Raw genomic sequence first — 13,868 nt, forward strand, 5'->3', positions numbered from 1 at the left:
CCATATACTTAAAAGCTGTTGAGATTGTATTTAATCCTACCTCTAATTTGTTACTCAAATGCTCTCGGCTTACTTTGATAATGCCGTTGTATGTAAGATCATAAATCAATTTTTCTAGCACTCTATGTACTTTCCCACCAGGATAAATTCCTTGGGTTGCTAATACTTCTTCTAATTGCTGCAGGCGTTCTTCTTTGAGTTGCCGATCTCCATTTCGATTGCCGTATGTAATAAATGTTTGGACTGCTTGGTTTGGTGTAGTTTTTAGTTTATTTTTCATGGTAGTTGCTCCTTTTGGAAGCAAAAAAGCGTTTCACATCGCTGTAGTAACGATGCAAAACGCTTTAGATTAAGGAGTAATCTTTAATGATCTATTAATAAACTGTTGAAATGTCTTCTAATTCATACTAGAATGACGTATATAGATAATATCTATATTAAACAGTTAAAAACAGTCATTTCACGATATGCTGCATCGTATGTACGAGATACGACAAAGCGATTAATAAAGAGCGCCAACTCTCTATTAGTCACTGTGGGATGGCTTTTTTACGTTCGATTTAGTTATTCCTACCATACGCTAAAGTTAGTAACTTGTAAATATATTCTATGACTATTAGTTGACTCTACTAAAAACCCCCTAATGTAAGCGCTTACATTATAGTATAAAAATAAAATATAAATATAGTTTGACATATTGTAACAAGGTGTGCTAATATTTTCCTTGGGCCCTTATACCCTTTTTTAGGGTCCTGTGTCGGAATGACAATAATTATGGTGGTTATTGTTAACACATGCACTTGAAAACGATATGAACTAATGTTATGTGAATTTGGTCATTCACATAATAACATTCCTGTTCTCCGTTTGACAAGTATTAAATTTAAGGACTTGTATACTTTTTTCACCAAATACTTATAAAATGGAGAACTTTTATGCAAAAATTTAATATTAACACTGTTTCAGATTTATTAGGCTTACCGAAGGACCAGTCATTACACGATTTCGCTAATGTCGTAATTGACGGACCTGATAATCAAGTCTTTATTGACCCTATCCAAATTCTTTCTAACCAAGATTATTTTTCCAAGCAGGCGCAAAAGACAATTAAAAGCTTTTTCACACATGTAACTACGGTTTTAACAACAAAACCATTAAACGAAGTGAAATTGAAATCACTTTTCAAATATTCTTCAGAAAATAACAGCACACGTCTGGGTACTTCACGCTTAATCCCGAATAGCTATGCTAGTGGTAATGGTTGTACCCCTGATATGTTATACAAATTATTTACACAAGACTCGGTTATTAAACTAGCTGAAAAAGGAGTATTTACTCAAACACCAGCAAATGTAAGTCTTTTCGTCAAAGGCTTTGATAAAGATCGTATGACGGATTTAATAAGTAGCTTAATTTTCCACTTACTTGTTGAATTCACTGATGAACAAATGCAAAAAGGAAAGAAAAAGGTGCTTCAAAGTCCAAAACCACTGAAATATATGTACTGGAACCACCTTAAGAAGGCTTGGGAAGAAAGTGAGTACTACCCGTATCTAGACTTCAATAAGCAGCCAATTGTATTATTACCAAAGAACATCCTAACTGGGTACTATGTTTATAACGCCCAAAGTTATATCCGTGGTCATGTACTTTTAACAATTCAAAAAAATATGTTAAAACAGGCAAAAGAAAAAGACAGTAAAGCAAAAAAACAAAAGCTTGATGACTTACAGGAAAGTTTGCGAAAAGAACTTGGTTTAAAATCAACGGTTTGGAAGGACATGCTAATCGAGTACACTCTAAAACAACCAAACTTAGACATGTTACAAGATTTCAAGAATCAAGATAAATATAGTAATATGTTTAGTTACTCAGGTAAATTAACAGATGAACAGTTAACTAGAATTATCATGAAACCATACACTTCTCATAGGATGGTGGACTAAAACAACCCCCTAGCAGCTTTGCTAGGGGGTTGTTTTACTTTATGCGTGATTTATTTCCACACAATTGAAGTGAACCGTTATAATGAACGTAACGATTCTATAACGGAGGTATATACATGGAAGAACGCTTACATTCACCAAAAGAGGTTGTTGAGCAATTGGAATTAAACGCTGAGACTTTAAAAAAATACTCATTACTTTTGGAAAAGAACGGCATGCATATATCCCGTAACAAACGTGGTCATCGAGAATATTCAGAAGAAAATATAAAAATCATAAAAGCCCTAATTTATCTAAACAAAGAAAAATCGGTGAGCTTAGAAGAAGCCGCAAGCTTAGTTTTATCATCAGATTTTGATTTCACCATTATGCAATCACGTGTTATAGATAACGTTACAAATCCCACTGTTACAACGTTATTGAGTAACGATATAACGTTGCAAAATGAAATCGTTGTAATGGTAAAGAACCAACTCCTACAACTACATAACGAACTGGAGATACAAAAAAAGAAAGATGATGAGTTCCAGAAAATCGTTACAGATAGACTTGAAGAACAACGAGATTTGATCATCCAGCAAGAAGAAATGTTAAAAAAATTAAGCCAACAATTGGAAGAAAGTAAGAAAAGTTTTTGGCAGAAATTATTCTCAAAATAAATCTTATACATTTCTATACACTTCCAGTTAACATAACATTAGAAAAAGGCAGTAACGATAAAGGGAGACCCTTTGTCGTTACTGCCTTTTCAATTCCATGCCCAATTATTATGTATACAGAATTTTATACATCGTTGATTTAACAGTGTTTTTCGATTGGATCACCAATCGCAGCATGTATAAAATTCTGCATAAATAGCATTAGAATTTAATATCTTTACTTCTTATGATAAACAAAATATTCTAAGCCTTCATATGTCTTTTTAAACCATTTAAAATCAAAGTATGAATATAACTTAACCTTAAATAAAATAACCATCTTAAAACGAACGTAAACGACCTATAATTTGATTTTCAGGAGTTTCTTTTCCTAAATAGCTCTTCTAAAAAAAAGTTAGAAAGAGCATAAGGGAAAACCGATATCACTTATTATGATATTTCAGGCAAAGCCTGATGTTAGAGTGCTATCACAATTTTTTAGAAAAAGACACATGACGAACCCTCCAAAATGACACACAATGGCCCCCTACATTTGCCCATTACCTTTATTTCTATTTTTAAAATAAAGTGTATTTATTACTTCGCCTACCACAAGATATAACACTCCTATTACTAACGAAATAACACTTAAATTAAATAGTGTATTGCCTGTAAAATCCAAGAGATTTTGAAATAATTCACGATCTTTGGTTACTGAATCCATGCCATATATAGCCGCAGCAATATATCTTGAACTAAATAATAAAACTGAAAACATCAAAAATGAAACTCCCACACCACGAAAATTCATACCTTCACTCCTTTTACTTATTGCACCATAATGCACCATAATTGCTTTTACTTCAATAAGTGAATTAAACATAAATATACATTTTTGATTTAACACAGCTTTATATGTATAATAAATACATAAAGAGGAGGTTATTGGAAATGAAGAAAATTATTGGATTATCAACTTTTCTACTTGTTTTTATCCTAGCATTCTATACTAAAGCTCCGGTTACACACGCCGAAACTTTAGATGTTACAGAAGAAATTCTAGAGAATGTCACAGAGGAAGAAGCTTTAGATGTTACAGAAGAAGAAATTTCAGAGAATGTCACAGAAGAAGAAGCTTTAGATGTTACAGAAGAAGACCAAGAAAATGCTCCAACAATAGAAACTCGAAGCATTATTAGAAATGCAAAATGGGGTGTTGCCTCAAAATCAAAAGTTGCTGATACATACGGCTCTTGGAAAACTTGTGTAGATGACATTTCACTAACTGGAACTGTAGCTTGTTCACATGCTACTAGCGTAACTAATTCTTTTACAGGGACTTTAAAAATCCCGATTAAAGATTTAGATTTATCTTTAGGTTTTAGCACATCTAAAACAACTCAAGTCACTTTAACTAAAACAGCTCCTGCTGATAAGGGAAAAAGAGTTAAGATTCTTTATAGACCTGTTTTTACTACATACCTAGTAAAACAGGAAATGACAGTTGGCAGTAAAGTCTTGCAAACAGAAAATTTAACTGCAAAACAATATTCTCACATGCAATTTGATGTTGTTGAATACTGATTAACAAACAAAGTCGACTTTGTTTACAATCTGAGGCTAGCTTAAAGCTAGCCCTTTTTGCTTTTAATCAGATAAATTCATTCACGACTAATGTACTTCTTATTTTTTATAATACTAAGAAACTCATAGATCAAAAATCAGAACCGATTTTATGCTTATTTAGCACATCCAATTTTAAAGGTGCGTAGATGGGCACTCTGAAATTTAATGGCGAATATTCTGGCTGCCCTTACAACAAAATTTCATTCCTTTTTCAACCGATCTACCTATCATTTCGTTCTCCATATAGTTCTACTTTGTTATGTATACAATTTTAAACCCTCCTGTATACCATTCCAACCCAAGTGCGACGCGCTTTTCGAGTGTGCTGTAGCACACTCTTAATCCTGCACGTTGTATTTAGCTCTTTCACGCACCCAATATTCCATCATTTTTACGTATTTGAACTTCGATTTTGATCTTAGTTTTTCGGGTCATTCAGTATGACCGGTAACCACCAGTTGTACGTAAACGTTAAACCTGGATTCTATTTATCACCCTGGCCATTTAATGCCACAGTGACACCTACAGTTATCTACAGAGCGTTCTTTGTTCTCCAAGTAACCCTTTGTGTGCTGTCGCCCTAAATGTTATTTAAACTTTTTTTTACTGTAGTTATAATTCTGTTTCCTAAAGACTTCATGGCAAAAATAAAAGAGCAATCTAAAGATTGTTCTTGTTTGTACGATTCATTTTATTTAGCTCTTAGTAATTCTGATTTAAAAAAGTAAACTAGTTTAAACTAGTTTACTTTTTACGATGAAATCAATGCGTTCTTGCGATTTCTATAACATTTGGGATACAACAGCTACAGAAAGTAGCTTAAATGAACTAATTTAAACTAGTTTACTTTTTCTAATTATCAATTCCGAAACAAAAAACTATAGATATCTATAGTTTTTTTGTTGCCTATTTCTTTTAGAGATTGTATTATAAAAACTATAGTTAACTATAAAAAACTATAGGAGTGATAGGGATGCAATTAGAAAAAGTTAAAAAAGCAATGGCTTTAAGTACAAGTAACACCCTAGATGAATTTCTAAATGAATTGTTAGACCTGTATCTCAAACAGCACAGTAATAATACTTCTACTCCAAAAGAAGAAACTTCTACTATTTACGTTATGAAATGGGGAAGTCAAAAAGAAAAAACAGCTAAAGGTAATAGTAAAGATAAAAAAGAAATTCTCATAGCTACTGGCTCTGATTTTGCAAAAGAACATACTAACTCATTAAGTAAAAGTTACATTGATCTCCGTCAAAAATTATTAAAAAACGGCATTATCGATACATCAGATGCTGAAAACTATAAATTTGCTCAAGAGTATCTCTTCCCTTCTTTTTCTACAGCTGCTAGCGTTATTAGAGGTATACAACTCAATGGAATTAAATCACTCAAACAGCAATAAAACAAAAAGTGGCATAAAACACATGATATTCCCCTCGTTTCACTAACGACAAGGGCGTAAAAAACTTAGGAATAAACCCGTAAATTTTTTTACGGGTTTATTCTCATATCAAAAACTTGAACAAAACAAAAATGAATACAGCAAACTAGAGGTATGGTTTTTTACCATTTCCTCATTTGATTAAAGATCGCGTAGCTTGGCCAATATTCGCTCACGTTCTTGTGCAAAATAGGCTTTCTTTTCTTCGGTTACTTCTTCCTCTTGCTCATGACGCGTCGCAAACCATGCTGGGACCAATTCTACTTTTCTACTTTTCTCTTTTTCAGGTGCTGCATATGAATTCGAAACCATTAAATCGTTGATTTTGTTGCGAATAATGGCATTTAGTAAGGCTAACCGGTTTGTTTTAACGTATTGATCGCTTGCTGAAATGGCAGCATCGAATGATTGATACAAAATTGTTTCTAAATGGCCATGAGACAGCCTTAGCTTGTCCTCTGCTTTGATTTTTTTCAATGACCCATAGATAACACCTACAAAGGCTTTAAAGTCCTCTAAAGAGCCTGTACGGGCTTGATAAAGATCTTTTAAACGATTATAAAGATTATTTTTCTGATCAGACGACTGCTTAGTAAACGTCTTTATATCTTTTATTGTTTTAATTTGGTTATTATAGTTAAGAGTCGAATTTGAGTCATTTAACGTTGGTATAACAGCGTTTGAAGCCAAATCCTGATGTTTATTTGATTGTTTAAATTCATCTTTAACAATCGCAATTTCATACGAATTTAGATGATAAACTTCGCTTAAAATGCTTTCAAAATTCACATGCTGCACATCCAAAATGACACGACAACCACTATTCGTCTTTCCTGATTTGTTTCTGGAAAGGATAAATAGCTTTGATTGCTCCATATACTTAAAAGCTGTTGAGATTGTATTGAATCCAACCTCTAATTTATTGCTTAAATGCTCTCGGCTTACTTTGATAATGCCGTTATATGTAAGATCATAAATCAATTTTTCTAGCACTCTATGTACTTTTCCACCAGGATAAATACCTTGTGTTGCCAGTACTTCTTCTAGTTGTTGCAGGCGCTCTTCTTTGAGTTGCCGATCTCCTTTTTGATTGCCGTATGTAATAAATGTTTGGACTGCTTGGTTTGGTGTAGTTTTTAGTTTGTTTTTCATGGTAGTTGCTCCTTTTTTGAAGCAAAAAAGCGTTTCACATCGTGTTTCTTAACGATGCAAAACGCTTTAGATTAAAGAATAATCTTGAATGACCTTTTAATTAACTGTTGAAATGTCGTCTAATTCATACTAGAATGACATATATAGATACTATGTATCATCTAACAGTAAAAAATAAGTCATTTCACGATAAGCTGCATCGTAGTTTCGGTACGATAAGGCGATTAACAAAGGACGGCAATCCGATGTTAGTCACTGTGGAATGGCTTTTTTACGTTCGATTTAGTTATTCTTACCATACGCTAAAGTTAGTAACTTGTAAATATATTCTATGACTATTAGTTTCTATTAGTTTATTGAATAGAGCCATGACGCTTGAAAAATTCTAATAGTGCAACCTCAACTAACTGCGATTTTTTTATATTTAACTCATCTGCCACACGATCTACTTCTGCCACTAACTCCTCTGAAATGTAATACGTTTTATTTTTTCTACTTCTCGTATTTAATTTCGCAATCTCATTAAAGATTGGTAACTGTTCATGCGGATCTTCTTGCTGAATGCGCTCTTGAATCATCTTTTTTAACACATGAAATTCGTTTTCTGACAGGCCAATGGCGTTCAAAACCTCTAGGTTTTGCTGACTATTAGTTTCTATTAGCTCATTATTAGGAGTGGTGACGGCTACCTCTTTATTAGTTTCTATTAGATCTTTATTAACTTCTATTAGTTTTCTATTCACTTTAGGAGTTTTCCTTTGTGATACTGCTTTTAACTGTGCCAATGCTTCATTAAAAGTCATATCTTTATCCGGAAAATCGATGTCACGTTGCCATTCGTGGTGCGATTTATTATAGAAGTACCCTAATGAATTAAATACTTCTCGTATGGTTGTATCACGTGTATTTAAAAACTTTCTAAGCTCTTTTAACGATTTTTTACTCGCAATAAGCTCGGAAACGTTGTTGTCTTTTGTCAGCTCCCACATACTATTCACTCTCCTAATAGTTTCTAATATATTAGTTTATATTAGTTAACTAATAATACTATTACTTTTCTCCAGGTAACGGTACAAATGCTGTTCATTTCCGGAGAAAAAAGAGTGGAGCGTTTTTATATAATTTTTTCACTTTCAATAAGTTCGAAAAACGAAGGTACTTTTCTAAATTGTTTTGTTTTAACAACCCTAATGATCATTAACGAAATTTCCTGTTCCAAATCCATCCTATTTTGAAAACTGGTCTGATGTAAAACTGATTTAATTTTAGGCTGCAACATATCTAGAACCTCCTGTTGGAATGCCATACTTCTTAATTCACTTAATTCATTTATTGGCATCAACATCACCTCGATTTTTTTGAATACTCCTGCCTAATTTTTTGAAAAGCCTGGTTTTTAGCTTTATTGACAGCTTGTTTTGAAATACCTAGTTTTTTTGAAATTTCTTCTTCCGTGAGATTATCTACAAAAATAGAATGCAATATATATTTCTTTTTTGGTCCTAATTTCGAAACAATATTATACAGTTGCTTGTCCTCGAAAATTACTTCCAAATGAGTGAAGTCAGAATGTACCCACTCAGAATCATCATCAATACTTTCATCGGGAATTAAATCAATAAATTTGTTCTCACCATCGTTAATGCCTTTATCTAACGTTAACTGATTAACTTGGTTATTATGACGGATTTGTTTGTCATATTTTTGAGATTCAAAATACAAAACATGGGAAAAATAACTAAGTAATTGAATTTTTCGAACGTGGATTTTAAATAATTTTTCAATAGTGTCTCTCGTATGAGGGGCAGGTTTCTCTAAATAACTTTTATAAAGCTTGCTTACTTTTTCATTTTCTAAAAAAGATTTTAATAGACGATTTTGAACCAAAAAATCAACTCCTATACAAAAAGAAACATACGTTCTATTTTAGAGTAAAAAAAAGAAAATTCACATCCATAATTATGTTCATTTTACAAATTTAATATCAAAAAAATAGAGAAAAACTATCATTAATTAATCATTAGTCATAACAACCCTATTACTTATTTTCTTGGTTTTCTTTTTGTAATAATAACTGAACCGCGTTCGTGTTATTATTTACAGCTACTGTAAGCAAACCTAGTGATTTGTCAAATTTCCAAAAGACAAGTAGAAAAGCGACAATCGGGAACCCTGTATTGCTAATCAAGCCAATTAAGAATTCATATTCTCCCATCAATTGAATCCCTCCTTTCTTTATAAAGGGAAATTAATGGAGATTTTAACAACCATCTTTTCAAACAAATATATATTAGTGGTTCACTTTGTTTCTCACATTTCAGATGGATCTACTGTGGGAACTACTCTTAAGTATGAGTAATAAAAAGCTAAATGTATTAAATCTTTTAATATCATTAACTTTTTGAATAGGATAGTTGATAAATTATCTCCTACTTTCCCTTTATTAATTATAGAATTTGAAATTTATTATAAGTAATGAAGGGTGGATAATTTGATGGAAACTCAAAAAACTCAAAATGACGTAGATGTAAATGTGAATCCTCAAGAAAATTCTGGAATAATCAAGCAACAATACTTAACATTTCACTTAATTCATGTAGAACCTAAAATACAGGAAATCATTGCAGCACAAACAAAAAAAGAAAGACGAAAAATCCAACGAGAAATCATCACTATTATTCAAGATGGTGGCTATAATCGTGAAGCTATACAAATGAAAGCTATGTTTAATCTATAATCTTTCTCTCATCATTTACTTTAATCGTCTCCCTTTATCCATTTGATAAAGGGAGTTTTTTTATTAAAAAGTACGAATGCTTTATAAACATATAAAAGAGAATTCTCATCTAAAATACTAACTAAAATTGTTTAATAATGTTAATCTATCTATAAAAGAGGGTGATACTTTGTCAAATAACTTCTACAAATATTTAAAGTATGTAGCGCTACTTATTATCATATTTGAATTAATTTATTTTGGAATCCCAGATTTTGTGAAGCCTGTGCTTTTTTATGAGTATCTTGTATTTTTCGGAATATCTTATTTATTTGCTATTCTTCAAGATTTTTTTAATCCAAGTGAAAAAACAGATATATTATTACGTGTAGCCATCATCATCAGTTCAATCGTCATGTCTATTACATCCATCTACTATAAAGCCACGTTCTCGTTTGCTTTTTCTGTAATAATGTTCGTTGCGTTAAGTTTTTCATTATATTTAACAATCAAGCAAAACAAAAAAAACAAGCAAAAGGATTAATACCTTTTGCTTGTTTTTCAAAATTAATGGAACCCATATGTTGTTTTTGTTGAGTAAGTAATATTGTTGCCACTCCAACCTACATGCTCTACTAATTCTGTAGTTGTTAGAATATGAGTACCATTACGCTTCGCACAATCGTTTAAAACTGATTGTAACTGTTTGCTGTTCGGGTCTTTTAAAAATATTCCAATAAATCCAGCCACAGTAAGACCGTAGCCAACAATATTCAAAATATTTCCCATTTTTGGTGCTACATGTTTAGCAAAAAATGTTGCTACAGTACCAACACCCACCGAGATAATTGATGCCCCTAAATTAGATGGACTGATTTTATTGTTTTCTTTGTACATCGCAGCGAGGAAGCTTTGTACCGTTACAACCTCTGTTTCTCGTGCTACCACTTTTGATGATGCCATTATAATATCCTCCTATTTTATATGAATTTGTTAGAGTTGAACAACCTAACACTCTATAAAGGGGACTTTCAATTCAATTTAACAACTTTTTTTAAAAAAAGTTTTATTCATGTTCATACATTTTTACTTTACATAACATTAGAAAAAGGCAATAACGATAAGGAAAAAACCCTTGTCGTTACTGCCTTTAATATCATAATTAATTATATTAACTTTTCTTTTCGTTTCGTTTTTTACTTTCTCGTTTTAACGTACTAATCGAGATACCTGTGATTTCAGCAAGCTGTTTAAATGAATGAGTATCTCGTAAACTCATTGCATGATCTAACTGTCTTTTCGTGTATTTGTTCGGCCTGCCTTCACGGAATCCTGGTTGCTGTTTAGCAATAGCTTTTCCTTCCTGGGTACGTTCAACAATAAGATTCCTCTCCATTTCAGCTACAGCGAGTAACGTCTGTAAAAAGAAACGTCCCATTGTCGTATCTTCAAGTAATCCAACATTAAGTACATGTACTTTTACCCCTTTTGCAAATACCTGTTCAATGATTTCGATACCTTCTTTAGTATTACGAGCCAATCGATCCAATTTCGTTACAACGAGCTTGTCACCTTCCTCTAATTTAGATAGTAGCTCATTTAATCGTGGTCGATCTGTTTTCGTTCCTGTGTACTTCTCTTTGTAAATAACAGTTGCCCCTTCACTCTCCAATGCTTGAAGTTGAACCTCTAATTCCTGTGATACAGTCGATACTCTAGCATAGCCGTAAATCATAGAAAAAACCCTCATTTCGACGCCACACTTATAAACCCAAGTTATGACACTGTTTTATACCTTGATACTACTACACCGACCAAACTGTATCGATACTATTAAGTTATGAGCCTGTAAAAGAAGATGAAAAAACACAAAAATTACTTCGATAAGAAAATAAATCTAAAATACCCATGATACTGGTCTATTCATTAACTATTAATCGTTCCTACCAAGCAAATATACATTTCCCTACAAGGAGAATTTTTCCGAATTTTAACAACTTCTTTTTAAAAAAATTTTTACACAACAAAAAAACCTGCCATTGTAAGCAGGTTTTAAAATAATTTTTATTCTTTTTCACTACTTCCAAAGACTTTATCTACCTCTTTAGCGAAAACTCGGAATATATAATCAATCTCTTGTTCTTCGGAAGCTATTCCTGTTGCTAAACCTTCAGGTTGTTTCCCACCTTGAATAAACATTAAAATATTATGGTCATCGTCAACCTCTGAAAAATCACCTTTTTTCCAACGGTTTAATATATCTAGATATGTTTCATGAAGCTCATATGTATCTTTATTTTCTTCTACCATCTGTATCAAAATGTCAATTCTTTCAGGTGTTATCATAATTGATTGTTCTTTTTGTTTAGCGATAATTTTTTGGTGCGTCATCTGTTGAATCACATCTTCTACCATACTAGGCACGAAGGGTTCACCCCCACTTTTCCATTCATCTATTCTCTTAGAAAACACAGGATTTTCCCATCCTAAACCTGACGTATCGACTATCGATACAAACTTTTTCTCTTTATCTACTTCACCTTCTTTTGAGACACTAACTAATTCATTCTCAGCTCGCTGAGACTCTTCTTTTGCATATTTCTTCTCCATAATCAAAACTGTACCACCTACGCTCAACACTGCCGTTAAAATAACTAGAATTAAACTATGTGTCCACTTCATTTTTTTACCACCTCTTTTAAGATTTACCCACAAAATTACCACAAAGAGTCAATTGTGTAAACAACAACAAAAACAAGAGCCTCCTGATTATACAAGAGGCTCCTGTTTTTTAGCATTAACCTTGGTAGAAGATGTGAGAAGCATCTCCGCCGGCTTTGTTTGTATAGTTCGATGCGATATAAAACTCCGGAACAATTCGGTAAGTTAAACCTTTTGTAAGTCCAGTAAACGAAGAGTTCTTATTAGCTCCGTTAGAATTCCATGCACCAATATCCTTCGAATCAGCTTTAATCCAAGCATCCGCATTAGATGCTTCGCGGTATAGAATCAAGCGTACAACACCGTTGAACGGGTATGTTTCAGTTCCGTATTTCTCTAATGTAACGTTAACAGTTGTCCCACTTGTAGTAGTGCAAGTGTGAACTTTAGGAGCACTCGCTGCTAGTTGAATATAACCTAGTGAACATGCCATAATTTAATTCCTCCAATAATATAATGTGTTTTTTGTTGTTGTTTTTGATTAGCTAACCACTCAACACTATATAAAGGGGACTTTTAAGTGTTTTAACAACCTGTTTTGAAAATTTTTTTAAAAAAGATCCTTTAGGTTCCATCAACCTGATATTCTTTAGGGTTAAAGGGAATGCAAATTGATTGAGAGAGAACAGGCCCATACAATGCCACCAGAAAGCTCCAGAATTATTTCTACGGGATAATTAAAGAGAAAAGTGCATGCAGGTTCACAAGGCTTTACAGAAAGTGAAGTAGCTAAAACGTTACAAATGGGAAAAGGAAGCGTTTGAGAAATATTTAAATTCAGTTCAATCCTCTACTGTTTCTCCACCATAACTTAATCGAACGGCTTAATGAATTAAAAAGCATATCAAACTAGAGGTTCGGTTTTCACCGTTCCTCTTTTGATTAAATACTGCCTAACATGGCCAATATTCGTTCCCGTTCCTGCGCAAAGTAGGCTTTCTTTTCCTCTGTTACTTCTTCTTCAGACTCATGACGAGTCGCAAACCACTCTGGTACCGTTTCTACTTTTCTAGCTATATTTTTCCTTGGTGCTACAGATGAATTCGATACCGTTAGATCGTTGATTTTGTTGCGAATAACGGCACTTAGTAAGGCTATCCGGTTTGTTTTAACGTATTGATCGCTTGCTGAAATAGCTACATCTAATGATTGATACATGATTGTTTCTAATTGGCTTTGAGACAGCCCTAGCTTGTCCTCTGCTTTGATTTTTTTCATTGAACCATAAATAACACATACAAATGTTTTAAAGCTTTCTAAAGAGCCTGTACGGGCTTGATAGAGATTTTGCAAACGATTATAAAAATTATTTTTCTTATCAGACGAATACTTAGTAGACGTCTTTATATCTTTTAATGTTTTAATTTGGTTATTATAGTTAAGATTCGAATTTGAGCCATTGGACGCTGATATCACAGTGTTTTGAGCAAAATCCTGATGTTTATTTTGATGTTTACTTAGATATTTAAAGTCCTCTTTTAAGATTGCAATTTCATAAGCAGTTAGACGGTAAATGCTACTTAAAATACTCTCGAAGTTCACATGCTGCACATCCAAAATGACACGACAACCACTATTCGTCTTTCCTGATTTGTTTCTAGAAAGGATAAATAGCTTAGATTGCT

The 13,868-nt window shown here is 32.8% G+C and carries 17 protein-coding genes and 1 pseudogene; 6 read left to right on the top strand and 12 right to left on the bottom strand.

From position 1 onward, the window contains the following. Window positions 1-280, bottom strand: a pseudogene (locus MKY46_RS23675) (hypothetical protein); the annotation flags it as partial. Between the two features lie 655 nt (window positions 281-935). On the opposite strand from MKY46_RS23675, the gene MKY46_RS23680 reads away from it, so the two are divergent. Further along, window positions 936-1,946 carry a hypothetical protein gene (locus tag MKY46_RS23680; protein WP_036124501.1) on the top strand — a complete coding sequence of 337 codons (1,011 nt, stop codon included), beginning with the start codon at window positions 936-938 and terminating at the stop codon, window positions 1,944-1,946. A gap of 116 nt (window positions 1,947-2,062) precedes the next feature. Further along, window positions 2,063-2,605 carry a MerR family transcriptional regulator gene (locus tag MKY46_RS23685; RefSeq protein WP_036124499.1) on the top strand — a complete coding sequence of 181 codons (543 nt, stop codon included), beginning with the start codon at window positions 2,063-2,065 and terminating at the stop codon, window positions 2,603-2,605. Between the two features lie 526 nt (window positions 2,606-3,131). On the opposite strand, the gene MKY46_RS23690 is transcribed toward MKY46_RS23685, so the two are convergent. Continuing rightward, a complete protein-coding gene (locus MKY46_RS23690; protein WP_051891684.1) occupies window positions 3,132-3,395 on the bottom strand; it encodes a hypothetical protein in 264 nt (87 codons plus the stop codon). 140 nt (window positions 3,396-3,535) lie between these two features. Here MKY46_RS23690 and MKY46_RS23695 point away from each other — a divergent pair, with 140 nt between their 5' ends. After that, a complete protein-coding gene (locus MKY46_RS23695) occupies window positions 3,536-4,168 on the top strand; it encodes a hypothetical protein (RefSeq protein WP_036124497.1) in 633 nt (210 codons plus the stop codon). Window positions 4,169-5,183: 1,015 nt separating this feature from the next. Continuing rightward, on the top strand, window positions 5,184-5,615 hold the full coding sequence (locus MKY46_RS23700; RefSeq protein ID WP_036124495.1) for a DUF4357 domain-containing protein: 432 nt from the start codon (window positions 5,184-5,186) through the stop codon (window positions 5,613-5,615). Between the two features lie 180 nt (window positions 5,616-5,795). Here the strand turns inward: MKY46_RS23700 and MKY46_RS23705 are convergent, their stop codons facing one another. The 5 genes from MKY46_RS23705 to MKY46_RS23725 all read right to left on the bottom strand — a co-directional run bounded on the left by MKY46_RS23705 (window position 5,796) and on the right by MKY46_RS23725 (window position 9,021). After that, a complete protein-coding gene (locus tag MKY46_RS23705; protein ID WP_340835764.1) occupies window positions 5,796-6,806 on the bottom strand; it encodes a hypothetical protein in 1,011 nt (336 codons plus the stop codon). A 353-nt stretch (window positions 6,807-7,159) separates the two neighbouring features. Then, on the bottom strand, window positions 7,160-7,795 hold the full coding sequence (locus MKY46_RS23710; RefSeq protein WP_340835766.1) for a hypothetical protein: 636 nt from the start codon (window positions 7,793-7,795) through the stop codon (window positions 7,160-7,162). A 125-nt stretch (window positions 7,796-7,920) separates the two neighbouring features. Then, on the bottom strand, window positions 7,921-8,145 hold the full coding sequence (locus tag MKY46_RS23715; RefSeq protein WP_004234030.1) for a hypothetical protein: 225 nt from the start codon (window positions 8,143-8,145) through the stop codon (window positions 7,921-7,923). Between the two features lie 5 nt (window positions 8,146-8,150). Then, on the bottom strand, window positions 8,151-8,693 hold the full coding sequence (locus tag MKY46_RS23720) for a sigma factor-like helix-turn-helix DNA-binding protein (protein ID WP_036128137.1): 543 nt from the start codon (window positions 8,691-8,693) through the stop codon (window positions 8,151-8,153). A gap of 151 nt (window positions 8,694-8,844) precedes the next feature. Next, window positions 8,845-9,021, bottom strand: coding sequence for a hypothetical protein (locus MKY46_RS23725; protein WP_196243772.1), 177 nt, complete (start codon window positions 9,019-9,021; stop codon window positions 8,845-8,847). A 279-nt stretch (window positions 9,022-9,300) separates the two neighbouring features. On the opposite strand from MKY46_RS23725, the gene MKY46_RS23730 reads away from it, so the two are divergent. Together MKY46_RS23730 and MKY46_RS23735 are read left to right on the top strand one after the other, a co-directional pair. Beyond that, complete coding sequence (locus MKY46_RS23730; RefSeq protein WP_036128139.1) at window positions 9,301-9,543, top strand: hypothetical protein; 243 nt, start codon at window positions 9,301-9,303, stop codon at window positions 9,541-9,543. Between the two features lie 169 nt (window positions 9,544-9,712). Then, complete coding sequence (locus MKY46_RS23735) at window positions 9,713-10,066, top strand: hypothetical protein (protein WP_036128142.1); 354 nt, start codon at window positions 9,713-9,715, stop codon at window positions 10,064-10,066. 23 nt (window positions 10,067-10,089) lie between these two features. On the opposite strand, the gene MKY46_RS23740 is transcribed toward MKY46_RS23735, so the two are convergent. From MKY46_RS23740 to MKY46_RS23760, 5 genes are all read right to left on the bottom strand, one after another. After that, on the bottom strand, window positions 10,090-10,485 hold the full coding sequence (locus tag MKY46_RS23740) for a hypothetical protein (RefSeq protein WP_196243773.1): 396 nt from the start codon (window positions 10,483-10,485) through the stop codon (window positions 10,090-10,092). A gap of 208 nt (window positions 10,486-10,693) precedes the next feature. Further along, window positions 10,694-11,257, bottom strand: a complete 564-nt coding sequence (locus MKY46_RS23745; protein WP_036128145.1) for a recombinase family protein — start codon at window positions 11,255-11,257, stop codon at window positions 10,694-10,696. Between the two features lie 329 nt (window positions 11,258-11,586). Then, complete coding sequence (locus MKY46_RS23750) at window positions 11,587-12,204, bottom strand: DUF6241 domain-containing protein (RefSeq protein WP_051891762.1); 618 nt, start codon at window positions 12,202-12,204, stop codon at window positions 11,587-11,589. Window positions 12,205-12,319: 115 nt separating this feature from the next. Then, a complete protein-coding gene (locus MKY46_RS23755; protein ID WP_036128148.1) occupies window positions 12,320-12,676 on the bottom strand; it encodes a hypothetical protein in 357 nt (118 codons plus the stop codon). A gap of 449 nt (window positions 12,677-13,125) precedes the next feature. Further along, the coding region (locus MKY46_RS23760; protein WP_340835772.1) for a hypothetical protein at window positions 13,126-13,868 on the bottom strand (743 nt) is incomplete at its 5' end.

The sequence above is a fragment of the Lysinibacillus sp. FSL M8-0355 genome (genome assembly GCF_038008985.1).
In the GTDB taxonomy this organism is placed as follows: domain Bacteria; phylum Bacillota; class Bacilli; order Bacillales_A; family Planococcaceae; genus Lysinibacillus; species Lysinibacillus fusiformis_D.